The 25168-nt window shown below is 71.3% G+C and carries 25 protein-coding genes; 14 read left to right on the forward strand and 11 right to left on the reverse strand.

Annotated features, from left to right (window positions below):
* Positions 1-238 precede the first annotated feature (238 nt).
* Positions 239-658, forward strand: coding sequence for an aggregation-promoting factor C-terminal-like domain-containing protein (locus tag JYK17_RS20970; RefSeq protein ID WP_108007893.1), 420 nt, complete (start codon positions 239-241; stop codon positions 656-658).
* Here JYK17_RS20970 and JYK17_RS20975 read toward each other — a convergent pair whose 3' ends face one another.
* Positions 659-1906, reverse strand: coding sequence for an alpha/beta hydrolase (locus JYK17_RS20975; RefSeq protein ID WP_222810982.1), 1248 nt, complete (start codon positions 1904-1906; stop codon positions 659-661).
* A 103-nt stretch (positions 1907-2009) separates the two neighbouring features.
* Between JYK17_RS20975 and JYK17_RS20980 the strand changes: the two genes are divergently transcribed.
* The gene (locus JYK17_RS20980; RefSeq protein ID WP_222810983.1) at positions 2010-2717 is read left to right on the forward strand and encodes a YoaK family protein; all 708 of its coding nucleotides are present in this window, start codon (positions 2010-2012) and stop codon (positions 2715-2717) included.
* A 24-nt stretch (positions 2718-2741) separates the two neighbouring features.
* On the opposite strand, the gene JYK17_RS20985 is transcribed toward JYK17_RS20980, so the two are convergent.
* Both JYK17_RS20985 and JYK17_RS20990 read right to left on the reverse strand, forming a co-directional pair.
* The gene (locus JYK17_RS20985) at positions 2742-3218 is read right to left on the reverse strand and encodes a pyridoxamine 5'-phosphate oxidase family protein (RefSeq protein WP_222810984.1); all 477 of its coding nucleotides are present in this window, start codon (positions 3216-3218) and stop codon (positions 2742-2744) included.
* A 47-nt stretch (positions 3219-3265) separates the two neighbouring features.
* Complete coding sequence (locus JYK17_RS20990; protein ID WP_128803171.1) at positions 3266-3796, reverse strand: GNAT family N-acetyltransferase; 531 nt, start codon at positions 3794-3796, stop codon at positions 3266-3268.
* Between the two features lie 110 nt (positions 3797-3906).
* Here JYK17_RS20990 and JYK17_RS20995 point away from each other — a divergent pair, with 110 nt between their 5' ends.
* The gene (locus JYK17_RS20995) at positions 3907-4743 is read left to right on the forward strand and encodes a helix-turn-helix domain-containing protein (protein ID WP_108007884.1); all 837 of its coding nucleotides are present in this window, start codon (positions 3907-3909) and stop codon (positions 4741-4743) included.
* Positions 4715-4906, forward strand: coding sequence for a DUF397 domain-containing protein (locus JYK17_RS21000; protein WP_222810985.1), 192 nt, complete (start codon positions 4715-4717; stop codon positions 4904-4906). Before JYK17_RS20995 ends, JYK17_RS21000 begins: the two co-directional genes overlap by 29 nt.
* Here JYK17_RS21000 and JYK17_RS21005 read toward each other — a convergent pair.
* Complete coding sequence (locus JYK17_RS21005; protein ID WP_128803170.1) at positions 4890-6059, reverse strand: steroid 3-ketoacyl-CoA thiolase; 1170 nt, start codon at positions 6057-6059, stop codon at positions 4890-4892. The two genes, JYK17_RS21000 and JYK17_RS21005, sit on opposite strands and share 17 nt — an antisense overlap.
* Before the next feature lie 229 nt (positions 6060-6288).
* On the opposite strand from JYK17_RS21005, the gene JYK17_RS21010 reads away from it, so the two are divergent.
* Positions 6289-7524: a cytochrome P450 gene (locus tag JYK17_RS21010; protein ID WP_222810986.1), complete on the forward strand. Its 1236-nt coding sequence runs from the start codon at positions 6289-6291 to the stop codon at positions 7522-7524.
* A gap of 139 nt (positions 7525-7663) precedes the next feature.
* Here the strand turns inward: JYK17_RS21010 and JYK17_RS21015 are convergent, their stop codons facing one another.
* Entirely contained in the window at positions 7664-9709 is a 2046-nt protein-coding gene (locus tag JYK17_RS21015; protein ID WP_108007880.1) for a bifunctional glycosyltransferase 87/phosphatase PAP2 family protein, read from the reverse strand.
* Positions 9710-10050: 341 nt separating this feature from the next.
* Here JYK17_RS21015 and proP point away from each other — a divergent pair, with 341 nt between their 5' ends.
* From proP to JYK17_RS21030, 3 genes are all read left to right on the forward strand, one after another.
* Positions 10051-11406, forward strand: coding sequence for a glycine betaine/L-proline transporter ProP (proP, locus tag JYK17_RS21020; RefSeq protein WP_108007879.1), 1356 nt, complete (start codon positions 10051-10053; stop codon positions 11404-11406).
* A gap of 712 nt (positions 11407-12118) precedes the next feature.
* The gene (locus JYK17_RS21025; RefSeq protein WP_222810987.1) at positions 12119-13228 is read left to right on the forward strand and encodes a DUF2330 domain-containing protein; all 1110 of its coding nucleotides are present in this window, start codon (positions 12119-12121) and stop codon (positions 13226-13228) included.
* A 75-nt stretch (positions 13229-13303) separates the two neighbouring features.
* Positions 13304-13972, forward strand: a complete 669-nt coding sequence (locus tag JYK17_RS21030) for an O-methyltransferase (RefSeq protein ID WP_108007877.1) — start codon at positions 13304-13306, stop codon at positions 13970-13972.
* Between the two features lie 33 nt (positions 13973-14005).
* Here the strand turns inward: JYK17_RS21030 and JYK17_RS21035 are convergent, their stop codons facing one another.
* Positions 14006-14395, reverse strand: coding sequence for an FHA domain-containing protein (locus tag JYK17_RS21035; RefSeq protein WP_108007876.1), 390 nt, complete (start codon positions 14393-14395; stop codon positions 14006-14008).
* 81 nt (positions 14396-14476) lie between these two features.
* On the opposite strand from JYK17_RS21035, the gene JYK17_RS21040 reads away from it, so the two are divergent.
* On the forward strand, positions 14477-14893 hold the full coding sequence (locus JYK17_RS21040; RefSeq protein WP_108007875.1) for a DnaJ family domain-containing protein: 417 nt from the start codon (positions 14477-14479) through the stop codon (positions 14891-14893).
* A gap of 8 nt (positions 14894-14901) precedes the next feature.
* On the opposite strand, the gene JYK17_RS40630 is transcribed toward JYK17_RS21040, so the two are convergent.
* Both JYK17_RS40630 and JYK17_RS21050 read right to left on the reverse strand, forming a co-directional pair.
* Positions 14902-15579: a hypothetical protein gene (locus JYK17_RS40630; protein WP_234547717.1), complete on the reverse strand. Its 678-nt coding sequence runs from the start codon at positions 15577-15579 to the stop codon at positions 14902-14904.
* A gap of 5 nt (positions 15580-15584) precedes the next feature.
* Positions 15585-16295 carry a hypothetical protein gene (locus JYK17_RS21050; RefSeq protein WP_108007874.1) on the reverse strand — a complete coding sequence of 237 codons (711 nt, stop codon included), beginning with the start codon at positions 16293-16295 and terminating at the stop codon, positions 15585-15587.
* 146 nt (positions 16296-16441) lie between these two features.
* On the opposite strand from JYK17_RS21050, the gene JYK17_RS21055 reads away from it, so the two are divergent.
* Positions 16442-16993, forward strand: a complete 552-nt coding sequence (locus JYK17_RS21055; RefSeq protein ID WP_222810988.1) for a GNAT family N-acetyltransferase — start codon at positions 16442-16444, stop codon at positions 16991-16993.
* Here the strand turns inward: JYK17_RS21055 and JYK17_RS21060 are convergent.
* Positions 16926-19007, reverse strand: coding sequence for an MDR family MFS transporter (locus JYK17_RS21060; RefSeq protein WP_222810989.1), 2082 nt, complete (start codon positions 19005-19007; stop codon positions 16926-16928). The genes JYK17_RS21055 and JYK17_RS21060 overlap by 68 nt on opposite strands.
* 168 nt (positions 19008-19175) lie before the next feature.
* Between JYK17_RS21060 and JYK17_RS21065 the strand changes: the two genes are divergently transcribed.
* A complete protein-coding gene (locus JYK17_RS21065) occupies positions 19176-20132 on the forward strand; it encodes a peptidoglycan-binding domain-containing protein (RefSeq protein ID WP_222810990.1) in 957 nt (318 codons plus the stop codon).
* A gap of 90 nt (positions 20133-20222) precedes the next feature.
* Here JYK17_RS21065 and JYK17_RS21070 read toward each other — a convergent pair whose 3' ends face one another.
* The gene (locus tag JYK17_RS21070; protein ID WP_222810991.1) at positions 20223-20888 is read right to left on the reverse strand and encodes an HAD family hydrolase; all 666 of its coding nucleotides are present in this window, start codon (positions 20886-20888) and stop codon (positions 20223-20225) included.
* Positions 20889-21098: 210 nt separating this feature from the next.
* The gene (locus JYK17_RS21075; RefSeq protein ID WP_108007870.1) at positions 21099-21680 is read right to left on the reverse strand and encodes a TMEM165/GDT1 family protein; all 582 of its coding nucleotides are present in this window, start codon (positions 21678-21680) and stop codon (positions 21099-21101) included.
* 354 nt (positions 21681-22034) lie between these two features.
* Between JYK17_RS21075 and JYK17_RS21080 the strand changes: the two genes are divergently transcribed.
* The 3 genes from JYK17_RS21080 (at position 22035) to JYK17_RS21090 (ending at position 25167) form a co-directional block, all read left to right on the forward strand.
* Positions 22035-22679 carry an HNH endonuclease family protein gene (locus tag JYK17_RS21080; RefSeq protein ID WP_108007869.1) on the forward strand — a complete coding sequence of 215 codons (645 nt, stop codon included), beginning with the start codon at positions 22035-22037 and terminating at the stop codon, positions 22677-22679.
* Between the two features lie 84 nt (positions 22680-22763).
* Positions 22764-24392 carry an alkaline phosphatase D family protein gene (locus JYK17_RS21085; RefSeq protein WP_108007868.1) on the forward strand — a complete coding sequence of 543 codons (1629 nt, stop codon included), beginning with the start codon at positions 22764-22766 and terminating at the stop codon, positions 24390-24392.
* Positions 24393-24558: 166 nt separating this feature from the next.
* Entirely contained in the window at positions 24559-25167 is a 609-nt protein-coding gene (locus tag JYK17_RS21090; protein ID WP_164932266.1) for a DedA family protein, read from the forward strand.
* Position 25168 lies beyond the last annotated feature (1 nt).

A 25168-nucleotide genomic window follows, 5' to 3' on the forward strand; every position in this document is an offset into this window, starting at 1 on the left:
ATTTCGGACGCCATGCCCACGCCAAAAAGGGGACTGACCTGCCCCTTGAGACCCAGATCACACACCCCCCACCACTCCCAGATGCGACCACAACTAGTAAAAGGGGGCATTGCGGACGCCTCCCGAGCCTGTTTCTCTGGACGACGTCGCACGGCGCCGACGTACCCCCAGGGTCTCGGCGCCGACGTACGCCCCCGGCTTGCGAGCGACGCCACCGTCCCCGACGAAAAGGTTCCTCGTGACTGTCTCCCGCATCGCCCACCACCTCACGAACCCGAAGAAGGCCCTCGCCTCCGCCGCCGTGGCCGCCGCCACCGCCGGCATGGTGCTGACCGCGGCTCCCGCCCACGCCGCGACCGCCGACTCGGCCGCGAGTGCCCAGGCGATCGCGCACAAGATGATCCCGAGCGCTTCGCAGTACAACGCCTTCAGCAGGATCGTCGAGCACGAGAGCGGCTGGAACGTCACCGCGACCAACTCCTCCTCCGGCGCCTACGGCCTGGTCCAGGCCCTGCCCGGCTCGAAGATGGCCACCGCGGGTTCCGACTGGAAGACCGACGCCAAGACCCAGATCAAGTGGGGCCTGGACTACATGAACTCCCGCTACGGCAGCCCGACCGGCGCCTGGTCCTTCTGGCAGGCGCACGGCTGGTACTGATCAGCCGACCCGGTCGAAGAACCGCACCACCTGCGGCGCCGACGCCGCGAACGAACCGAAGTGGTCCACGGCCCCCTGGTCCACGATCCGCACCCTCGCCCCGAACCCGGCGAGGGTGCGTTCGCATGTGCGGGCGTTGCCGATGGGTACGTCGGTGTCGTCGTCGCCCGCGTACAGCCGGACCGGGACGTCCGGCTTCCAGTCGCAGGTGTGGTCGGCCGCACGCATCGCGGCCAGCAGCGGCCCCGTCGGGTGCTCGAGGCGCTCGTAGAAGCCGGGCGTGAGCAGTTGCCGCACGTTCGGCGCGAGGCCCTCGACCACCTCGTCCTCCTCGTGGCTGCCGTCGAAAAGGCTCTCCACCCGGCTCGCGTACGGGGCGCGGAAGACCTCGGCCGGGTCGTCGTAGAAGTGATGGAGCCTGTTCTGCGCGACCAGCCAGTACGAGATGTACATGACGCCGCTGATGTCGTTGACACGGCCGTCGAAGAGGGCGGGCACCTCCTGGCCCTGGAGGTCGTACGGTCCGCTGATCGGCGCCAGCGCCTTGAGGCGGAAGTGCTGGTCGGCGCCCGATTCCAGCGCCTTTCCGAGCGCCATCGCGACCTGGCCGCCCTGGGAGAACCCGGTCGCGTAGACGTCGCCGGTGACCGGGCGGCCGAGCCGGGCCGCGGCCGTGCGGGCGGCGCGCAGCATGTCGAGGGAGGCGGTGACCGACGAGCGGGTGTCCATGTACGGGTGCGGGCCCGGCCCCTCGCCGAGGCCCAGATAGTCGGGCGCGGCGACCGCCCGCCCGGCCGAGGCGTTCAGATACGACGGCACCCGCGCGGTGTCCTCGCTCGCCGACGGCGCGTAGTCACGCTTGACCATCGTGCCGTGCGTGTCGGAGACCAGGTCGAGCCGGTGGGCGCCGCCCTTGGGGAGGGTGAGCAGTCCGGTCGCGGTCGTGGGACTGCCCTGCGGGTCGACCGTCCGGTACGTCAGCCGGTACGCCCGTACGCCGTACCGCACCGGGTCGGTGGCGACGCCCTGTCCGGCCACGAACGACCTGACCTGCGCGGCGTCCCGGTCGGCGACCGGGGTGACGGAGATGAGGCTGCCGCGACGGTCGCCCCCGTGCGGACGCTCGGCCGCCGCGGCGACCGGCGCGGCCGCGAGCCCCGCGAGCAGCAGCGCCGCCGCTCCGGCAAGCCCTCGCCGCGTGCGCCAACTGGTGTGTATTTCCTGCGATTTGCGCGTCTCATCACTCATGCCGCAGACGCTACGCATGCGCCCCGCGCGCCGACATCCGAGCGTCCCCCGCCTCCGTGGTGGACTTGGGTACACCGCGTCCCTACCGCTCACCGGAGAGGCCATGGCCGAACAGAGCACCGACAGCACCGGCACACCGGCGGCCGACTCCGGCCGGGAGCGCCGCGGACTGCGGCTGGTACCGGTCCTGTTGGGGCTGACGGTCGTCAGCGGGCTGATCGACGCGGTGAGTTATCTGGGGCTCGGGCACGTCTTCACCGCCAACATGACCGGCAACGTGGTGGTGCTGGGCTTCGCCGCGGCCGGCGCCCCGGGCTTCTCGGTGCCGCACACGGCCACGTCGCTGGCCTGCTTCCTGCTGGGTGCGGTGGCGGGTGGCCGGGTGGGGCGGTGGCGGGGTGAGGGCTCGCGCCGGACCTGGGCCCGGCTCGTCCTCGCCGCCGAGGCCGTCCTGGTGGGCGTGTCCGCCGCCGTCGCCTTCGCCTCCCCGCACACCGCCGTCTCCGACTACGCCGTGATCGCCCTCACCGCCTTCGCGATGGGCCTGCGCAACGCCACCGTCCGCAGGCTCGGCGTCGCCGACCTGACGACCACGGTCCTGACGATGACCCTGACCGGCCTCGCCGCCGACTCCCGCGCCGGCGGCGGCACGGGCCACCACTCCCCCCGCCGCTCGGCCTCGGTGGTCGCGATGGCGGCGGGCGCCTGGCTGGGCGCGTGGCTGGTGATCCGCCACGGGCTGGGCATTCCCCTGCTGGTCGCAGCGTGCGCCGCCGGGGTGCTGGCACTGGTGGCTTCAGGGCGCGAGTAGCAGAGCGTGAGTAGCGGGTCGGCGTCAACTCGGGTCGGCCGGGATGCGGTGGTCCGGGCGGCCGTCCTTGGCCAGGATCGAGTGGTCTTCGGCCACCGCGCGGTAGAGCCGTATTCTGGTGTCGCCCCGCACGTCGTCGAGGGTCCACACACGCCCGCCGTGCTGCAGCGAGCGGCGCGAGAACACCTCCAGCGCGCGCTCGGCGGCATCCTGGGCCTCCACTTCCTCAGCGACGGCGGACATGTAGACACCCTGGCCGGTGCCGATGGGCGCCGACGAGTCGAAGACGCAGATCCCGACTTCCGGCCGTACCGCGATGTTGCGTGAGTGCCGCGCCTCCGGCGAGGAGGCCCACACGAACTCCCGGCACTGCACGTGCGCGAAGTAGACCGGCGAACTCCACGGCCGCCCTTCCGCGTCGGCCGTGGCCAGCACCATGTACTGCGCGGCCTCGACAATGCCCCGCACGATCAACGCCGCCTGCCGTGCCGTCGCATCCACCGCGACCACCTCCCTCTCACAGGGCAGACCTCAGTGGCGTACGGAACTCATCGCCCCGCCGTCGTCAGCCGAGCCGTGCACAGGCCCTTCTCGCCGGGGTGCCGGGTCCGGTTGCCCACGGTCTCGCCCACCTGCTCCTCGGGCCGGCCGATCTCGAACCCCAGGCTCCGCAGAAACCCCAGCCCCGGCTCCCAGTCCCCGGGACAGGTGGCGACCACGGTCCGCATCCCCCGCCCGGCCGCCTCCTCGATCAGCCGCCGCGCGACCCCGGCACCGACCCCCTGCCGCCGCACCTCGGGCGCGACGAGAAACACCCCCACCGAGCAGGTACCGACATCCGGCCACCGGTCCACGACATCGACCAGCCCTACGACGTCGTCCTCTCCCCGGCACAGCACCAACAGCCGCTTCTGGTCGGGCTCCGCACCCTCGGGCAGCGCGTAGTACAGACTCTGCACGTCCGCCGGGAGCGCCGGAGCCCCGGTCGCCGCGACGAAGTAGTCCTCACAGGCCGTGAACAACCGCACCACGCCCGCCTCGTCCTCCGGCCGCATCTCCCGCACTTCGATCTCGTCCATGCCCCAGGACTACCCCGAGAACGCGAAGAAGTCAGGGTTCACAGGACGAGCCCCACACGCCATGACTACGCTGAGCCATCAACCGATCACAACACGTCCTGGAGTAGGCCTTGGTCCACGTCAACGCCCTCGACCCGGGCGCCTCGCCCCTCGACTACTACGGCTACGAACTGCGCCGCCACCGCGAAGCGGCCGGGCTGACCCAGAAACAGCTCGGCGACATCGTCAACTACACAGGCTCGCTGGTCGGATTGATCGAAACGGCACGCAGAGTACCGTCGGTCGAGTTCAGCGAACGAGTGGACGCTGCGCTGGGCACGGACGGGGCGTTGTCGCGGCTGCTTGAGCTTGTGATGCGCAGTCAACTGCCGGGCTGGTTCCGGCAGGTGGCGGAGCTGCAGTCGCGGGCGGTGGAGATCTGCTCGTTCGAGATCCACATGATCCACGGACTCCTCCAGACCCTCGACTACGCCCGTGCCGTGCTCGGCGTGCTGGACCAGGACAACCTCGACGACCGCACCGCCGTACGGCTGGCCCGGCAGAGCATCTTCGAGAAGGAGGAGCCGCCGGTGTTCTGGGCGATCCTCAGCGAGGCGGCCCTGCATCAGGAGGTCGGCAGCCGGGAGACCATGCGCGGCCAACTCGCCCACCTGTCGAGTCACGAGCACAATCCTCGGATCAACGTGCAGATCCTGCCGTTCGCAGCCGGAGCGCACGCCGGACTGACAGGCTCGTTCGACCTCTATCGCTTCGCGAGCGAGCCGAGCATCGTCTACACCGAGGGATACGGGAGCGCACATCCCACCGCGAATCCGGAGACCGTCAAGAGCTGCTCGCTCCGTTACGATCATCTCCAAGCCGCCGCGCTGTCCATCAAGGACTCGGCGGAGCTGATCCGGCGCGTGATGGAGGAACGCTATGGAGAACCAGGCGACTCAGTGGCGTAAGTCCAGCTACAGCAGCGATCAGGGCGGCAACTGCCTGGAGATCGCCCAACTGCCAGCGGCAACTGTGGCCGTACGAGACAGCAAAACCCCCACCGGCCCCCGACTCTCCTTCCAGCCGGAGGCCTTCGTGGAGTTTCTGGAGTGGACTACAACCGCTGAATGATCGTCCCGGTGGCCAACCCGCCGCCGGCGCACATCGTCACCAGCGCGAACTCCTTGTCCGTGCGCTCCAGTTCGTGCAGGGCGGTCGTGATGAGCCGCGCCCCCGTCGCGCCCACCGGGTGCCCGAGGGCGATGCCGCCCCCGTTGACGTTCACCTTCTCCAGGTCCTGCTCGAAAACCTGCGCCCAGCTCAACACCACTGACGCGAACGCCTCGTTGATCTCCACGAGGTCGATGTCCTTCAACGACATCCCGGCCTTGCCCAGCACCGCGCGCGTCGCGTCGATCGGGCCGTCGAGGTGGTAGTGCGGGTCGGCGCCGACGAGCGCCTGCGCCACGATGCGGGCGCGCGGCCGTAGCTTCAGTGCCCGGGCCATCCTCTTCGACGCCCACATGATGGCGGAGGCGCCGTCGCTGATCTGCGAGGAGTTGCCCGCCGTGTGGACGGCCGTGGGCATCACCGGCTTCAGGCCCGCCAGCGCCTCCATCGACGTGTCGCGCAGCCCCTCGTCGCGGTCGACGAGGCGCCACATGCCCTGTCCGGCGCGCTGCTCGTCCTCGGTGGTGGGCACTTGGACGGCGAACGTCTCCTTCTTGAACCGCTCCTCGGCCCAGGCCACGGCGGCCCGCTCCTGCGAGATCAGGCCGAGGGAGTCGACGTTCTCCCGGGTCAGCCCGCGATGGCGGGCGATCCGCTCCGCCGCCTCGAACTGGTTGGGCAGGTCGACGTTCCACTCGTCCGGGAACGGCTTGCCGGGCCCGTGTTTGGAACCCGACCCGAGCGGCACCCGCGACATCGCCTCGACCCCGCAGCTGATGCCGACGTCGATGACGCCCGCCGCGATCATGTTGGCCGTCATGTGCGAGGCCTGCTGCGAGGACCCGCACTGGCAGTCGACCGTCGTCGCCGCCGTCTCGTACGGCAGCCCCATGGTGAGCCAGGCCGTGCGCGCGGGGTTCATGGACTGCTCGCCGGCGTGGGTCACCGTACCGCCGACGATCTGTTCGACCGCGTCGGCGGGGATGCCGGTGCGCCCGAGGAGTTCACGGTAGGTCTCGCCCAGGAGATAGGCGGGATGCAGATTGGCGAGCGCTCCACCACGCTTGCCGATGGGGGTGCGTACGGCCTCGACGATCACGGGTTCCGCGGCCATGGTGGGGGATCCTCTCCTCCGGTACCCGCGCGGCGCGGGGGCGTCCCGGCCGACCCCGCCACGCTGAACTAGTACGTGTTCTAGTTCTGCATGCAGTCTGCTGACCCCACCGTCACAACCGCAAGGGTCGTGCACGCAATTCGGCTTGCCGTACCTATTGCCTCTTGTAGAACCCGTTACTACCTTCACGGCAAACCTGATGGGCCGTCAGAACAGCTGGGAGTCGCCCATGCCCTGTCCAGCTCTCCCCGACGGGTTCGACTTCACCGACCCCGACCTGCTGCACCACCGTGTGCCCCTGCCGGAGTTCGCCGAGTTGCGGCGGGCCGAACCGGTCCGCTGGATCCCGCAGTCGGGCAATGTCGCCGGCTTCCAGGACGAGGGGTACTGGGCCGTCACCCGGCACGCGGACGTCAAGTACGTCTCCACGCACCCGGAGTTGTTCTCGTCCTGGCAGAACACGGCGATCATCCGCTTCAACGAGCACATCGAACGCGACGCCATCGACATGCAGCGGCTGATCCTGCTCAACATGGATCCGCCGGAGCACACCCGCGTCCGCCAGATCGTGCAGCGCGTCTTCACCCCGCGCGCCATCCGGGCGCTGGAGGACCGGCTGCGCGACCGCGCCCGCGCCATCGCGAGCAACGCGCGCGCCCAGGACGGCACCTTCGACTTCGTCACCGAGGTCGCCTGCGAACTGCCCCTGCAGGCCATCGCCGAGCTCATCGGCATCCCGCAGGACGACCGGGCCAAGATCTTCGACTGGTCCAACAAGATGATCTCGTACGACGACCCCGAGTACGCCATCACCGAGGAGGTCGGCGCCGAGTCGGCCACCGAACTCATCGCCTACGCCATGAACATGGCCGCCGACCGCAAGCAGTGCCCGGCCAAGGACATCGTGACGACGCTGGTGGCGGCGGAGGACGAAGGGAACCTGAACTCCGACGAGTTCGGCTTCTTCGTGCTGATGCTGTCGGTCGCGGGCAACGAGACGACCCGCAACGCCATCACCCACGGCATGCACGCCTTCCTCACCCACCCCGACCAGTGGGAGCTGTACAAGAGGGAGCGGCCGCAGACCGCGGCCGAGGAGATCGTGCGCTGGGCGACCCCCGTGAACGCCTTCCAGCGCACCGCCACCCAGGACCTCGAACTCGGCGGCAAGCAGATCAGGAAGGGCGACCGCGTCGGCATCTTCTACGCCGCCGCCAACCACGACCCCGAGGTCTTCGCCGACCCCGACACCTTCGACATCCTCCGCGACCCCAACCCCCACCTCGGCTTCGGCGGCGGAGGCCCACACTACTGCCTCGGCAAGTCGCTGGCCGTCCAGGAGATCGACCTGATCTTCAACGCCATCGCCGACGCCCTGCCCGGCCTCACCCTGACCGGTGACCCCGACCGCCTGCGCTCCGCCTGGATCAACGGCGTCAAACACCTTCACGTGCGGGCGGGTTGACGAATCAGACGGGTTGACCAGCAGGCGAATTGACCAACAGGCGAATTGACGAACGCGGGCCGGCGGCCTCCCGGAGCCGCCGGCCCGCGTTCACCGCGAGCACGAGCTTTCATTCATCACAAGCGTGGCGCCCGCGCCGTCAACTGGGCGTCGGTTCCTTCGCCAGTGCCGTCTCCTCGCGCGTCGCCGTCGCCGTGGCGAGTCTCGCCCGCGGCCCCTGGAACAGGTAGGCGAGGCCGAAGCCCGCGCCCACGACGGTCGCGCCGCCGACCGCGTCCAGCACCCAGTGGTTGCCGGTGGCCACGATCGCCGAGACCGTGAAGAACGGGTGCAGCAGGCCGAGCGCCTTCATCCACCACCTCGGCGCGATCACCGCGATCACCACTCCGCACCACAGCGCCCAGCCGAAGTGCAGCGACGGCATCGCCGCGTACTGGTTGGTCAGGGCCGTCAGCGTGCCGTAGTTGGGCTTGGAGAAGTCCTGGACGCCGTGGACGGTGTCGATGATGCCGAGGCCGGGCAGCAGCCGGGGCGGGGCCAGCGGGTAGAGCCAGAAGCCGACCAGGGCCAGCAGCGTGGCGAAGCCCAGGGCCGAGCGGGCCCAGCGGTAGTCGACCGGGCGGCGCCAGTACAGGACGGCGAGCACGCTCAGCGGGACGACGAAGTGGAACGATTCGTAATAGAAGTCGAAGAAGGAGCTCAGCCAGTCGACCTTGACCACCGCGTGGTTGACCCAGTGCTCGATGTCGATGTGCAGGAACCGCTCGATGTCGAGGACCTGGTGGCCGTGGTGCTCGGCGCGCGCCCGCCCGGCCGAGTTGGAGCCGCCCGTCGCCGCGAGCCTGACCTTCTGGTAGGCGGCGTAGGTGACGCGGATCAGCAGCAGTTCGAGCAGCAGGTTGGGGCGCGTGAGGACGCGGCGCAGGACCGGCAGCAGCGGTACGTGCCGCAGCCGGGCCGGTACGGGTTCGGCGTACTCGGTCGGGACCGGTGACCGGTAGTACGGCGAGGTGCGCGAGAGGAACGGCACGACCGTCGCCGCGGCGAGGGCGGCGAGCAGTACGACGTTGTCCCGCAGGGTGTACACCGCCGACATGTTCGGCAGGATCATCTTCGCGGGCAGCGTCATCACCAGGACGACGGCCACCGGCCAGACGTACCGGTCGGAGGCGCGCTTGCCGACCCGTCCGACGACCGCGAGCAGCACCCACAGCAGCTGGTGCTGCCAGGTGACCGGGGAGACGGCGATGGCCGCGCAGCCGGTGATGGCGACCGCGAGGAGCAGCTGTCCGTCGCGTGCCAGGCGCACGGCGCGGCGCACACCGAGGACGGCGACCGCGACGCCGAGCGTGAAGAAGAGGGCGATCTCCAGCGGGCCGGTCAGGCCGAGGCGCAGCAGGGCGCCGTGCAGGGACTCGTTGGCGAGGTCGTCGGCCGGGCCGCCGAGTCCGGTGCCCGCCATGTGGTGCACCCAGTAGGTGTACGAGTCGTGCGGCATCGCGGCCCAGGCGAGCGCGGTCAGGGCGACGAACGTGATGCCGGTGGAGACGGCGGCACGGCGGCGGCCGGTGAACCACAGCAGCGGCGCGAAGAGCAGCACGGTCGGCTGGAAGGCGGCGGCGAGCCCGATCAGCAGGCCGCTGGTGCGCTCCCCGCGCGCGAGGAAGCAGCCGACCAGCACCAGCAGGACCGGCAGGATGCTGATCTGGCCGAGCCAGAACGCGTTGCGGACCGGCAGCGACAGCATCAGCAGGCTGACCGCGACCGGCGCGGCCAGCAGCGAGGTCCGCCTGCTCACCGGCTGCGGCAGGGCGCGGGCCGCGACCAGTCCGAGCGCGACGACCAGCAGCAGGGTGCCGAAGGTCCAGCCCCAGCCAAGAGCCTGCTCGGCGGCGCGGGTGAGGGGTTTGAGGACGAGTCCGCCGAAGGGTGTGCCGGTGAACTGCGTGGAGTCGTACAGCGAGCCCTTCACGTGCAGGACGCCGTTCGGGCCGACCCAGGTCTCCAGGTCGGTGAGCCGATCGCCTCTGGGCGTGCTCAGGACGACGGCCACCTGGCGCACGACGAGGACCGCCGCGACCAGCCACAGGCCCAGGCGCGCCGCTCTCAGGCGGCCCCTGGCCCCGCCGACAGCCGTCGCTCCGAAGGCTTTCGCCGGTCGCCCGCCATGCTCCACGTTCGCCACGCCCCGTAGGCCTCCCGCCCCGCTGTTCCCGGTGCCCCCCGAGAGAGACGCAGGCTACCCCCGCTTCACCTGTCGTCCGTTCTCCTTTTGTCGCAAAGACGATAGTCCGCAGGGGGGTCGGTTGCCTCCGCGGGGCGCGAGATGACTCACAGCGAAAGTCGGCGGGAACGGTTCCCGGCCGGGCGGACGGCGCTGTACACGCGCCGTTTACGTGCACTGTGCAACGACATGAGTGCGGTCCGTAAGGGGGCGAAGGACCCCTATGGTCGCTTTTCGGCCCCCGTCACCGCCGCCGGGCGGGCCGTGCCCCTGTCCCCGTCGAAAGGTAGGTGAGCGAGGTCTTGGCTTCAGCCACCGTCACCGTTCCTCCCGTACGCATCGCCCCCGATGCCACCACCACCGACTCCGCCCTGGTCCGCCGCGCCGTCAAGGCCGCCGCGCTGGGCAACGCGATGGAGTGGTTCGACTTCGGCGTCTACAGCTACATCGCGGTGACCCTGGGCAAGGTCTTCTTCCCGTCCGGCAACCCCACCGCGCAGCTGCTGTCCACGTTCGGCGCCTTCGCGGCGGCCTTCCTGGTACGGCCGCTCGGCGGCATGGTCTTCGGCCCGCTCGGCGACCGGATCGGGCGCCAGAAGGTGCTCGCGGTGACCATGATCATGATGGCGGCGGGCACGTTCGCGATCGGCCTGATTCCGTCGTACGGCACGATCGGCGTGGGCGCTCCGCTGCTGCTGCTCCTGGCCCGGCTCGTGCAGGGCTTCTCGACCGGCGGCGAGTACGCGGGCGCCTCGACCTTCATCGCCGAGTACGCACCCGACAAGCGGCGCGGTTTCCTCGGCAGCTGGCTGGAGTTCGGCACGCTGGCGGGGTACATCGGCGGTGCGGGCCTGGTCACGCTGATGACGGCGCTGCTGTCCAGTGACGACCTGGTGTCGTGGGGCTGGCGGATCCCGTTCCTGATCGCGGGCCCGATGGGCATCATCGGGCTTTATCTGCGGATGCGCCTGGAGGAGACTCCGGCGTTCGCAGCCGAGCTGGAGAAGGCGGAGACCGCCCGGCCGAAGGTGCCGCTGCGCGAGATGATCACCGGCCAGTGGAAGGCGCTGCTGCTCTGCGTCGGCCTGGTCCTGGTCTTCAACGTCACCGACTACATGCTGCTGTCGTACATGCCGAGCTATCTCACCAGCGAGCTGCACTACGACGAGACGCACGGCCTGCTGGTCGTCCTCGGCGTGATGGCGCTGATGATGATCGTCCAGCCCTTCGCCGGCGCCCTGACCGACCGGGTCGGCCGCCGTCCGGTCATCGCTGCGGGCTGCGCGGGCTTCCTGCTCCTCTCGGTCCCGGCCATCCTCCTGATCCGCCAGGGCAGCCTGGCCGCGGTCGCCCTCGGCATGGCCGCCCTGGGCCTCCTCCTGGTCTGCTTCACCGCCGCCATGCCCTCCGCCCTCCCGGCCCTCTTCCCCACCCGCGTCCGCTACGGCTCCCTGTCCATCGGCTTCAACGTCTCGGTCTCCCTCTTCGGCGGCACCACCCCCCTGGTGGTCACGGCCCTGATCGGCGCGACCGGCAACATGATGATGCCCGCCTACTACATGATGGCGGCGGCCGTGATCGGCGGGATCGCGGTCTGGTACATGAAGGAGTCGGCCGGCCGGCCCTTGCCGGGGTCGGCGCCGTCCGTGGAGGCGTAACTCTCCGCGGAGCGGCAGCCGTGCGCGGAGGGGTGGCCGTCTGCGGAACGGTGGCCTCGCGCGGAGGCGTGGCCGTCCGTGGCACGGTGACCGCCCCCCGGCGCGGCGCCCCCTCCGCTGATGGCAGCCACGACGCGGAGGCCCTCGCTGGGGCGATGACCATTCCGGCGCAGTGCCCTTGCCGTGGCGCGGCGGCCCCTCAGGTGGATCGGTAGCCCCTCCCGGCGCGGAGGCCCTGGCTGGCGCGGTTGTTCAGTCAGGCGCGGCAGCCGTCTGCGGCACGGTGACCGTCCCATGGCGCGGCGGCCCCTCCGCTGATCGGCAGCCCTCCCGGCGCGGAAACCCTCCCCGCCCCGGTGCCCCTCCGCGGCGCGGTGGTCCACTCAGGCGCGGTAACCCCTTCGTGGCACGGTAGCCCTCTCTGTCGCGGTAGCCCTCTCTGTCGCGGCAGCCCTCTGCGGCACGGTGCCTCTCCGTGGCATGGTGGCCCCCGCGGAGCGGAACCCACCGTGGCGTGGTCGGGCCCTCCGCGGAACGGAAACCCTCGTAGCGCGGACACCCCCGCGTAGCGGCAGCCCTTCTGCGGGGCGGCAGCGCCCGCCCGCTCCCACCGCAACGCCGCCGCCACGCACCCCCACGCCCCCGCCCCGGAACCACCCCCCACCCCCCAGCGTCCCAAGCCCCGTCGACTGGACCTTGGAGGCTTCGGGGAATGGGCCGCTTTCTGCGGGAATGGGTGCGCGGGCGGGTGCTCGTGGTTGTGGTGGCTCTGTTGGGGATTCAGTTGGGGTCGTTGGTCGCGCCCGCCTATGCGTGTGGGTGCGGGGCCATGATTCCGGGGGCGCACGAGAGTGTGGGGGTGGGGCGCGAGGAGTCCGTGGTGCGGTGGGACGGGCGGCAGGAGCAGATCGTGATGAGCCTGACCGTCGACGGGGACGCCGACAGGGCCGCGTGGATCATGCCGGTGCCGCACCGGGCGACCGTGAAGCTCGGGGACCCCGAGCTGTTCACCCAGCTGAGGACCGCCACAGCGCCGGTTCACCGCGACCGCTATCACTTCTGGCCCGACGACGGCGACTGGCCGCTCGGGGACGGTGACAGCGCCGCCGCCCCGGCCCCGGGCGCCGCCGCACCGCAGGGCGTGGGCGTCGTCGGACGGCAGAAGCTCGGCCCGTTCGACGTGGCCCGGCTGACGGCCACCGACCCGGCCGCCCTGGACCACTGGCTGGACGCGAACGGCTTCGTCATGCCGCCGCGGCTTCAGGACGCCCTGCAGCCCTACGTCAACCGGCACTGGGAGTACGTCGCCGTCCGGCTGGCCCCCGACACCGCGGGCGCCCCGCTCAGCGGCACCCTCGACCCGCTCCACCTCACCTTCGCGTCCACCCGCCCGGTCTATCCGATGCGCCTGTCGCGCCTCGCCCGTACCCCGCAGTCGCTCGGCCTCTACGTCCTCGCCGCGCACCGCATGCAGACCCGCTCGGCCATCGGCGGCGACCGCCCCCGCGTCACCTACGCCGGACGCGTCGACACGACCTGGGGCCCGCTGGCCGAGCTCGCCAAGGGCGCGCCGTATCTCACCGCCATCGGCCAGGAGTTCCCTCACCCCTCGTCGATCTCCGGCGACCACGAACTGCGCCGCGCCTCCTCCGACGCCCCGTACCAGCAGGTCATCTACGAGGACCACCTGCGCACGGTGGCAGGCATCCCGGCCTGGCTGCTGACGGTCGTGGGCACGCTCGCGGTGCTCGTGGCGGCCGCGGTCGCGTTCGCCGTACGGCGCTCCCGAAGCCCGCAACCGGCGCATACTGGAGTTCGTTAGGCGGACTAGTTAGAGTCCGTAACGACCCGGACCGGGCCGAACGAGCCGTACCAGCCGTACGAAAGGCGCAGGTGAATGAGCAAGTCGCAGCTCTGGGACGACGTGGACGACTACTTCACCACCCAGCTCTCGCCGAACGACGAGGCCCTCGACGCGGCCGTCCGTGACAGCGAGGCCGCCGGACTCCCGGAGATCGCGGTCACCGCGCCCCAGGGCAAGTTCCTGCAACTGCTCGCCCAGATCCAGGGCGCCCGCAGCATCCTGGAGATCGGCACCCTCGGCGGCTACAGCACCATCTGGATGGCCCGCGCGCTGCCCGAGGACGGCCGCCTGATCTCGCTGGAGTACAACGCCCGGCACGCCGAGGTCGCCACCCGCAACATCGCCCGCGCGGGCCTGGAGCGGATCGCCCAGGTGCGGGTGGGGCCCGCGCTGGAGTCGCTGCCCAAGCTGGCCGACGAGAACCCCGCCCCCTTCGATCTGGTCTTCATCGACGCGGACAAGAGCAACAACCCGCAGTACGTGGAGTGGGCGCTCAGGCTCACGCGCTCGGGCAGCCTGATCGTCGTCGACAACGTCGTACGGCAGGGCCGGGTCACCGACCCGGACAGCGCCGACCCGGACGTCGTGGGCACCCGCACCGCCCTCGAACTGATCGCCCGCCACCCGAGGTTGACGGGCACCGCGCTGCAGACGGTGGGCAGCAAGGGCCACGACGGCTTCGCGCTCGCGCGCGTCCTCTAGAGCGCGCGCGAGCCGTTGGCGCCCCCAAAAACTCTAGAACTCGTGGTAGAAGCCGATGTTGACGCTGCGCGGGGCCGTGCGGTCCTGGACGACGATCTCGCCGTTGCCGCCCCGGGGCAGCGCCACCGTCCCGCCGTAGACGAGCGGCTGCGCGTACTCCCCGACGACGAGCCGGACTTCGGAGGAGGGGTCGGCCTGCGAGCCGCGCAGCCAGGTCACCTGCCAGGCGCCCTCCGGACCGCACTGGAACTCGAGGTGGACCCGCGAGACGAACAGCCAGTCGTCGGGCGTCGCCAGACGGCAGACCGCCTTGTCCCGGCCCACGCGCAGCACGGCGCCGGGCTCGCTCGGCGCGTCGGCCAACAGCATGCCGGCCGTGGCTCCTTCTTCGCCGGAGACGGTGGCCATGGTCAGTTCGAGCACGCGCTGCTCCTCGTGAAGTGTCCCTACACAGCGGCCGCATACTAAATCGCCCGACCACACCGCGTCCGGCACAATGAACTCATGACCGAGCGAAAGCCACCCGGCGTCTCGTTCGAGAGCTGGGTCGACAAACAGATTCGGGACGCCGAAAGACGCGGAGAGTTCGCCGAGATCGCCGGCGCGGGCAAGCCGTTGCCCGCCGACACCTCGTACGACGAACTGTGGTGGATCAAGGGCAAGATGGCCCGCGAGGGCCTCTCGGTCCTGCCTCCGACCCTCGCGCTGCGCAAAGAGGCCGAGGACGCACTCGCAGCAGCCTACGAGGCGCCCTCGGAGCGGATCGTGCGGAAGATCATCGACGAGATCAACGTCAAGATCCGCGAGATGATGTTCAAGCCGCCGCCCGGACCTCCGCTCGGCAAGAAGCCGTACGACGTCGAGGAGGTCGTCCGGGAGTGGCACAGGCGCCGGACGGCCGCGGACGGTTCACCCGCGTAGCAGGCGCTTCACCCGTGCAGCAGGCGCTGCGCCAGTTCCCGGTAGTCCCGCAGGGCCAGCCGGAGTTGCTCGGTGTCGGCCTGCGTGGCCTCGGCCGCCCCGGTGCCCTTCCCGTCGTGCGCGCCCTGTCCGGCCTGCCAGGACGTGCGCAGGCTGCGGCGGCGGTGGGTCAGTGCCTCGGTGAAACGGGCGGCGATCTCCTCCACCACGTGGTCGGCCTCCTCGACGGCCGCCCTGGGTCCGTCGACGAACCCCGAGACGGCGTTGCGGAGCCGCAGTTCGAGCTTGTCGCACTCGTCGTGGGGCAGCAGGCCGCCGGTGCCGTGACCGGTGCTGTGGTCGGTGCTGTGGTCGGTGGGGCTCTTGTGCTCGCCGGTGCCGGTGTGGCCCGGACGTCCCGTGGGGTCGATGAGCTCCTCCGTGCTCCTGGGGGCGGTACCCGGGGCCGGGGCCCCGGGGTCGGCCGCCTCGGACGGCGTCGGCGCCACCAGCCGGTCGTGACCCGGCGCGGTCTCACGCCCCGCGGTCTCACGCCCCGCGATCCCGCGTCCCTCGGTCTCGCGCCCCGCGGTCTCGGCGGCGTCGTGGCCGGTGCCCTCGTGCGGTGTCGGTGCCACCAGCCGGTCGTGACCCGGCGGGGTCCCGCGGCCCGCGGCCTCGCCCGCGCCGGTCGTTGCGTCCGTCATGTCGCTCAACTCCCCTTCGCCTGGCGTCGGTCGAAGGCCCACGGCAGGGCGCTGCGGCCTTCGCCGTGACTCTTCTCGGTACGGTCCGTGCTGTGTGCCTGCGCCCGGTCGGCGGGGTCGGTCCCGTCGGTGCGGTGCGCCGTGCCGTCGTGGCCGTCGTGGGCCGTCAGGTCCTCGAAGAGCGCGCGGGCCTCGACCATGGCCTCGCGCATCTCCTCCGTGTCGGTCCCGGCGCCGTCCTGCCCGCCCGCGCTCGCGCGCGCCACGCGGTGGATGTGCCGGTAGCCGTGCACATGGTGCGCGTGGTGGACGGAGAGCGCGGCGAGCTGCTCCTCGTACTGGCCACCGTCCGGGAAGCCGCGCTCGGCGGCCAGTTCGGCCAGCAGCCGGTCCGCCTCGGCGACCGCCTCGTGCGGTGCGTCGACGAACCGCTCCTGCGCGGCGGTCCAGCGGGCGGTGTACTGCTCGCGCCGGTCCGCCTCCAGCGGCCGCACACGCAGCGCACCGTGCCGCTCCACGCGCCCGGTGAGTTCGCGCTCGGCGGCCTTGGTGTCGCCGTCGTGGCGGGCCACGGTGCGGTCGTACTCGGGACCGAAGCGCCGCTTCAGGTCCCGGCCGCCGCCGCGCGGGCCCCGGTTGCGCAGGGCCAGGACGGCCGCGACGACCACGACGGCCGCCACGATCACGATCAGGGCGATGATCAAGCCTGTGGACATGGGTGCCTTCCGGTCTGCTGGGCCGGCCCCAGCGGGCCGGTTCGTCGTTCGGGTTGCCCGCAGGACCCCCCTCAAACGGCGTCTGGTGGCTCCGGCCCGCATAACCGGTTGCGGACGGTGGGTGGCGCCTTACGACAATGTCCGCCATGACCTGGACCGTCGCGCCCGAGCCGTACCACTCCCTCGTCGCCGCCGCGCTGTGGCGGGCGTACTACACCGAGGTCAGCGACCGCTGGTATCTGCTGCACGAGCGGCGGCGCACCGACCCCGACGAGCTGGAGCGCGAGATCGCCGCCCGCTCCGGCTCCGAACTCGCCCCGCCCACCGGGCGGTTGCTCGTCGCCCGGTACGAGGGCGAGCCGGCCGGCTGCGCGGGCGTACGGCTGCTGGACGCGGCGACCGCCGAGCTGACCCGGGTGTTCGTGTACGAGGAGATGCGCGGCCGGGGCGGAGCCCCGCTCCTCGTGCGCGCCGCCGAGGACGCCGCACGGGCCCTCGGTGCCCGGCGGATCGTCCTCGACACCCGCAGCGACCTCGTCGAGGCCCGCGCCCTGTACGCGCGGCTCGGCTACGAGGAGGGCGAGCGGCACAACGACGACCCCTACGCCGAGCACTGGTTTAGCAAGGACCTCACTGGGCCCGCTGCACCGCACCGTTGTGGGGCTGCTCCCGGTCCGAACCGCACAGCTCGTCGTTGAGCTCGTGGATCAGCTGGGCGAGGTCGGTGGGACGGTCCGGGCCCCACCAGTCGCCGAGCAGCTCCGCCAGCGACTCCTCACGGGCCCGAGACAGGCGCTCGGCGACCTCGCGGCCCTGCGCGGTCAGCACCAGGTCCAGCCCCTCACGGGCGGCCAGCCGCCGCTCCTCGACCTGCCGGGCGGCCTCGATGACGACCTTCAGCGGCAGCGAGCTGCGCTCGGCGAGCACGGCGGGCTCGGCCCAGCCCTGTTTCTTGATCCGCAGCAGCAGCCAGCTGGCCGCGGGCAGCAGGTCGTAGCCCGCCCGCGCGGTGATCTTCTGGTAGATCTCGCGCCGGCCCTCCCGGGTGCCGAGCACGGACAGCGCGCGGCACACCTCGTCGTAGGAGGAGCGCTCGACCGGGTTGCTGGCGAGGGTCTCCGTGACGTCGGGCGCGGTGACCGAGCCGCGCAGCTTGTCCTCCTTGAGGAACCAGGCGAGCACGAAGCCGAGCAGGGCGACGGGGGCGGCGTAGAGGAAGACGTCGGTGATGGACGAGGCGTACGCGTGCAGGGCGGCCGGGCGCAGGGCGGGAGGCAGCGAGCCGATGCCGCGCGGGTCGGACTTCAGGGATTCCGCGGTCACGCCCGGCGGGAGGCGGCGGCCGCTGAAGGCGTCCGACAGCCGGTCGGTGAGCCGGCTCGCGAAGACCGTGCCGAAGACGGCGACGCCGAACGAGGCGCCGATCGAGCGGAAGAAGGTCGCGCCCGAGGTGGCGACGCCCAGGTCCTCGTAGGAGACCGCGTTCTGCACGATGAGCACCAGCACCTGCATGACGAGGCCCAGTCCGAGGCCGAAGACGAAGAAGTCCACGCTCATCACGGCGGTGGAGCTGTTCTCGTCGAGCCGGTACAGCAGGAGCAGCCCGATGGCGGTGATCGCGGTGCCCGCGATCGGGAAGACCTTCCAGCGGCCGGTGCGGCTGACGATCTGCCCGGAGCCGGTGGACGACAGCAACATGCCGAACACCATCGGCAGCATGTGCACACCGGACATGGTCGGCGTCACGCCCTGGACGACCTGGAGGAAGGTCGGCAGATAGGTCATCGCGCCGAACATCGCGAAGCCGATGATGAAGCTGATGACGGCGGAGAGCGTGAAGGTGCGGATGCGGAACAGCTTGAGCGGCAGCACCGGTTCGGCCGCCTTCCGCTCCACGGCCACGAACGCTACGACCAGCACCACACCGAGGACGATCAGCCCGATGATCTGCGCCGAGCCCCAGTCCCAGGTCGTACCGCCGAGCGAGGCCACCAGGATCAGACAGGTGGCGACCGAGGCGATGAGGAGGGTGCCGAGGTAGTCGATGACGTGCCGGGTGGACTTGCGGGGGATGTGCAGCGCGGTCGCGATCACGGCGAGGGCGATGGCGCCCACCGGCAGGTTGATGTAGAACACCCAGCGCCAGCTGAGGTGTTCGGTGAACAGACCGCCCAACAGCGGGCCGAGCACGCTCGTCGCGCCGAACACGGCCCCGAACAGGCCCTGGTAGCGGCCGCGTTCACGCGGCGAAACGACGTCCCCGACGATCGCCATCGACAGCACGATCAACCCGCCGCCGCCCAGGCCCTGTACGGCCCTGAAGGCGATCAACTGCGGCATGCTCTGCGCCACTCCGCACAGCGCCGAGCCGATCAGGAAGAGCACGATCGCGGTCTGGAACAGCCTCTTGCGCCCGTACTGGTCACCGAGCTTGCCCCACAGCGGGGTCGCGGCGGTCGAGGCCAGCAGATAGGCGGTGACCACCCACGACAGGTGCTCCAGACCGCCGAGGTCGCTGACGATGGTGGGCAGCGCGGTGGCCACGATCGTCTGGTCGAGGGCGGCGAGCAGCAGCCCGAGGAGCAGCGCGCCGATCGAGACGAGCACGTTCCCGGACACGTGCTGCTGAGCTGAGCTGCCCCGCTGCCGGGGTTCTTCGGGTGGCTGTGCGCCTCGCACATTTCCCGTCATACCGTGCGCATCCCCGGCCATCCAGACCTCCCGACGCTCTCGTTACACGTCCATGGTGATCGGTGTGACCAGTTATGGCCTGTTGAGTCCTGTTGGAAGCCGAAATTCCGGGGGCCCCGGCAACGACCCGGCCATGATCTGGATAACCTCTGGAGTTCGCGAGGGAAGCGTGAAGGGAGGGACGAACACGTGACAGACCCGACAGGTCACCAGTGCCCGGAGTGCGGAGCGCCCAGAGACACCGACAACACCCCGTCGTGCGGCTGCACCCGGCGGGCCGCCGACGCACTGCGCGAGGCCCGTACGGCCGAACAGGCGGCGGCGGAGGACTTCGACCCGCTGCGCATACGCCCGTATGTCGAACTGGAGCACGACGGGACCGCTCACGCCGCGCCCCCTCCGGTGCCCCCGGCCGAAGCGACGATGCCCTTGCGGGCGATACCCCCCACGCCCCCGGACACCGCGGACCTGAGCCTGTTCGAGGGCGCGGACCCCACCGGCACGTACGGCGACGAGGACGAAGCGCCACGCCGGCCCCGCGGCCGACGCCGCACCGTACTGCTCGGCGCGGGCGGCGCCGTCGTCGCCGTGATGACGGCGGCCGGGCTGGCGAGCGGCCTGTTCTCCTACGACAAGCCCTCGCGCGACGGCGCCCTCCCCGACGACGTACGGGCGAGCGTGCCCGACGACGCGTCGACGAGCGCGGAGTCCGCGCCCTCACCCGAGAACGCGCAGTCGCGCCGGCCGTCCGCACCACCTTCGCCGACCCGCTCCGCCGGCGCGACCTCCTCGCCCCCGGCCTCCCCCTCCACCACCACCTCGGGGAGCCCCACCCCGCCCCCGTCCGCGACGGCCACCCACCCCTCCCCGACGGCCACCGCGACCCACAGCCCGGCCACCTCCAACGGAAGCACCACCCGACCCCCCGTCCTGCGCCTCAACTCCCAGGGCCCGGAGGTGACGGAACTCGAACTCCGCCTCACCCAACTCGGCCTCTACACCCGCAAGCCCCACGGCTACTACGACAGTTGGGTCGAGGACGCGGTCAGCCGCTACCAGTGGGCGCGCGGAATCAACGGTGACGAACGCGGGGTGTACGGGACGGAGACCAGAGAGAGGCTGGAGTCGGAGACACGGGAGCCGTAGCTTTTCAGCCCGTCCGGCGTTTGAGGACGAGGCCCCTTCAGGGCCGAAGCGGGGGTCTGGGGGCGGCAGCCCCCAGCACCACAGCAACCCCTACCTCACGGAAACCCGAACAACCCCGCCAACACAATCAACCCGCACCCGAGTCAAATCCCCCACCACCACATCGGGCTCATGCAGATCCGCCCGCCCCCCAACCCCCACAACCCGCATCCCAGCGGAGCGCCCCGCCTGGATACCGGCCGCCGAGTCCTCGAAGACGATGCAGTCGGCCGGCTCGACGCCCAGTTCGGCGGCGCCCTTGAGGAAGCCCTCGGGGTCGGGCTTGCTGGCGCCTACCGACTCGGCGGTCACGCGCACATCGGGCAGCTCCAGACCGGCCGCCGTCATCCGGGCCGTGGCGAGGGCCTCGTCGGCCGAGGTCACCAGGGCGTGCGGCAGGCCGCGCAGGGAGGCGAGGAACTCGGGGGCGCCGGGGATCGCCACGACGCCTTCGGTGTCGGCGGTCTCCTCGGCGAGCATGCGCGCGTTGTCGGCCAGGTTGTGCTCCACGGGGCGGTCGGGCAGCAGCAGCGCCATGGACGCGTAGCCCTGCCGCCCGTGCACCACATTCATGACCTCGCCCGCGTCGAGGCCGTGCCGCTCGGCCCAGCGCCGCCAGACGCGCTCCACGACCGCGTCGGAGTTCACGAGGGTGCCGTCCATGTCGAGCAGGAGGGCGCGGGCGGTGAGGACGGTGGGCACGGTGGTGACCGTCATCGGCAGCTCCAAGCGCGAGAAGTGGGGCGGACACGGGCCGCGGGTGGGCGCCGTACCAGGGCCTCTACGGGCCACGGGTGGGCGCCGTAGGACAAAACGGCCCCGCCCGCCGGTCAGGGAAAACGGGCGGGAGCCACTTTGTTTCTCCACGGTACAAAACCGGGCCGGGATCCGCCACCGACTCCGGGAACAGTTCACGCGCCGTTCAGCTCAGCCGGCCACGGCCTCGTACAGGCTCCACACGCCGAGCGCGATCATCAGCAGCGCCGCGACCTTGGTGATCAGCGCCAGCGGCACCCGCTTCATCAGCGCCTTTCCGCCGACGATGCCGAGCCCGGCCACCGCCCACAGGGCCAGCACCGCGCCGAGGCCGACGGAGAGCGGGTCGTCGTAGCGGGCCGCGAGGTTCGCCGTCATGATCTGCGTCAGATCCCCGAACTCGGCGACCAGGATGAGCATGAACCCGGTGCTCGCCACCTTCCAGAACGTCTGGTTCTCGGGCTTGCGGATCTCCTCGTCGTCCTCGTCCTTCTTCATCAGCAGCACCGCGGCACCGCCGAGGAAGAGCACACCCGTCACCGCGTGCACGATCCGCTGCGGCAGCAGGGTGAGCACGCTGCCCGCAGCGACGGCCAGCACGACATGGAGCGCGAAGGCCGCGGCGACACCGGCGAAGACGTACGAGGCGCGGTAGCGGGTGCCGAGGACGAGCCCGGCGAGCGCGGTCTTGTCCGGCAGCTCGGCCAGGAAGACGACGCCGAACACGAGCGCCGTGACGGTGATGCTGATCAAGATCCCTCAATCGGTCGGGGCTGCCCCACCGAGAGTGTTACTGCGACACGACACCTCGGCACGGCAGCACACACGGATGTGCACTGCTCTGCCGAAGGTCTCGCTGGCCGGCCCCGTGATCCGGGCCTGCCTCCGGGCGCCGGCTCAGACGAGCTGAGCAGTGTGTCGACGGTCCGGCGAAGAGCTACTCCCCTTCTGCGCCGTCCATCGTACGGGAAGGAAGTTCGGCCATAAACCTTGTCGTGTCATGTACGCGCCATTAACTTCTCACCGAACGCACACTCTCCCGCAACGCGGCGACGCGAGCATTCCCTCGCCCGCCCGACAAGCCCCCACACCCTCAAGGGAGTTCGCATGTCGAAGCTCTACGCGCGTCGACGCCTCAGCATAGTCGCCGCGCTCACCGCCGTCGTGGCCTCGGCCGGACTTTTCAACGGTCCGACCGCCTCCGCCGCCCTCCCCACCCCGGTGAGCGCCGCCACCGCCCGCAGCTACCTCGCCTCCCTCACCGTGGCCACCGAGAACCGCACCGGCTACGACCGCGACCTCTTCCCCACCTGGGACACCATCGAGGGCACCTGCAACACCCGCGAGTACATCCTCAAGCGCGACGGCACGAACGTGACCACCAACTCCTCGTGCACCGCCACCAGCGGCAGCTGGTACTCCCCCTACGACGGTGCGACCTGGAGCGCCGCCTCCGACGTCGACATCGACCACCTGGTCCCGCTCGCCGAGGCCTGGGACTCCGGCGCGAGCAAGTGGACGACCGCCCAGCGCGAGGCCCTGGCCAACGACGTCACCCGCCCGCAGCTGCTCGCCGTCACCGACAACGTCAACCAGTCCAAGGGCGACCAGGACCCCGCCACCTGGGTCCCGTCCCGGACCGCGTACGTCTGCACCTACGTCCGCGCCTGGGTCCAGGTCAAGCACTACTACAACCTCTCGGTCGACTCCGCCGAGAAGTCGGCACTGACGAACTACCTGGCCTCCTGCTGATCTCCTGCTGATCGTTACGCACGGGACCTCCCCGCTCTCCCCCGTCGTTCCGTACCGTACGGGTCGACGGAGGAGAGTGATCACGTGGCCGAACTGCGCCTGGGACCGCTGCTGAGGTACGCCGACGGCTCGTCCGCGACCGTATGGGTCGAGGCGAGCCGCCCGTGCACCGCCGAGGTGCGCTGCGCCGACGGGAGCCGCGGCGAGTCCCGCACCTTCCAGGTGGCGGGCCACCACTACGCGCTGGTCGCGGTCACCGGACTGCCCCCGGGGACGAGCACGCCGTACGAGGTGTACCTCGACGGCGCCCAGGTGTGGCCCCTGCCCGAATCCCCCTTCCCGCCCTCGGTCATCAGGACCTCGCTGGAGGAGGACGACCTGCGCGTCACCTTCGGCTCCTGCCGCTGGGCCGCCCCGGCCGCCGACGCGCACGACCCCGTCGGCCCCGACGCCCTGGACACCCTCGCCGCACGCGTCGCGGCCGAACCGGACGGCGAACGGCCGGACGTGCTGCTGCTGTTGGGCGACCAGGTGTACGCCGACGAGACCTCGGAGGCGACCCGCCACTGGCTGGCCGCCCGCCGCGACCTGAACGAAGCGCCGGGCAGCGGGGTGGCGGACTACGAGGAGTACACCCGCCTCTACTACGAATCCTGGCTCGACCCCGAGATCCGCTGGCTGCTGTCCACCGTGCCGAGCTGCATGATCTTCGACGACCACGACGTCATCGACGACTGGAACACCTCCGCCGCCTGGCTGGAGGACATGCGGGCCACCTCCTGGTGGCGCGAGCGGCTGCTCAGCGGCCTGATGTCGTACTGGGTCTACCAGCACCTCGGCAATCTCTCACCGTCCGAACTCGCCGAGGACCCGCTGTACGCGGCGGTGCGCGAGGCCCCCGACGCCACCGACGAACTGCGCGCCTTCGCCTCGACCGCGGACGCCGACGCCGCCGCCGTGCGCTGGAGCTACCGGCGCGACTTCGGCCGCGTACGCCTGCTGATGGTGGACTCGCGCGCCGCCCGCGTCCTCGACGAACAGAACCGCTCCATGCTCGACCCCGGGGAGGCCGACTGGCTGCGCGAGCAGGTGCTGGACGCGCCCGGCTCCTACGACCACCTGCTGCTCGGCACCTCCCTGCCGTGGCTGCTGCCGCACCTGGTGCACGACGCCGAGGCGTGGGACGCGGCCCTGTGCCGCGGGGAGCGCGGGGCGCGCTGGGCACGGTTCGGGGAGAAGCTGCGGAGGCGGGCCGACCTGGAGCACTGGGCGGCCTTCCCCACCTCCTTCACGGCACTGGCCGACCTGATCGCGACGGCCGGTTCGGGACCCGGGGCGCCGGCCACCGTGCTGGTCATGTCGGGAGACGTCCACCACGCGTACGTGGCCGAGCCGGCCTGGCCGGACGGCGCCCCGGACGCCCGCGTGCTGCAGCTGACCTGCTCCCCCGTCCACAACTCCGTGCCCCCGTACATGCGCTTCGGCTTCCGCTTCGGCTGGAGCGCGGTGGCCCGGGGCCTCGGCCGGCGCCTCGCGCGGCACGGACGGTGCGCCAAGCCGCCGGTGACATGGCGCAGGACGGGCGGCCCCTGGTTCGGCAACCAGCTCATGACGCTGACGCTGCGCGGCCGTTCGGCGCGGCTGCGGCTGGAGCAGGCCCGGCCGGACAACGAGCTGGAGACGGTGACGGAGTCCACCCTCAGCCGCACCTGAGGCCGGACGCGCGGCGGGTGAACGAACTGTGCCGATCACACGCGCACCCCCTGAAACTCCTGCCACACGCCGGGCGTACGCTGTATGGCTGTCATGGCCGCCCCTGCCGCTCCCTCGCGACGTCGCGGCACGGCTGGGTCGACGGGGGAGTCACGGGGAGTATGCGGTGCAGGAGAGTCTTGGGTCGCTGACCGGCAGCCCATGGATCTACGCGATGGTGGCGCTGTCGGTGCTGCTGGACGTGTTCCTACCGGTCCTGCCGAGCGGCGTACTGGTGATCACGGCGGCCACGGCGGCGGCCGCCGGCTCGGCGACCGGGCGGGTGCCGCACGCCGTGCCCGACATCCTCGAACTGACCCTCTGCGCAGCCACCGCCTCCGTCCTCGGCGACCTGGTCGCCTACCGGCTGGCCTGGCGCGGCGGCGAACGCCTGGACCGCGCCATCGCCCGCTCGCGCCGGCTGACCAGCGCGCAGGAACGTCTCGGCGCGGCGCTCGCCCGCGGCGGCGGGGCCCTGGTCATCATCGCCCGGTTCGCCCCGGCCGGCCGCTCCGTGGTTTCCCTCGGCGCGGGCGCCGCCCACCGCCGCGCCCGCGAGTTCCTCCCCTGGTCCGCCCTGGCGGGGCTGGCCTGGGCGACCTACAGCGTGGCGCTCGGCTACTACGGCGGCCAGTGGCTGGGCACGACCTGGCTCGCCACGGCGGTGTCCGTACTCGCCCTCTTCGGAGCGGGCGCGGGAGCGGCCTACGTCATGCGCCGCCCGGCCAAGGCCTGAC

The sequence above is a fragment of the Streptomyces plumbidurans genome, from assembly GCF_019857225.1.
GTDB classification, from domain to species: domain Bacteria; phylum Actinomycetota; class Actinomycetes; order Streptomycetales; family Streptomycetaceae; genus Streptomyces; species Streptomyces plumbidurans.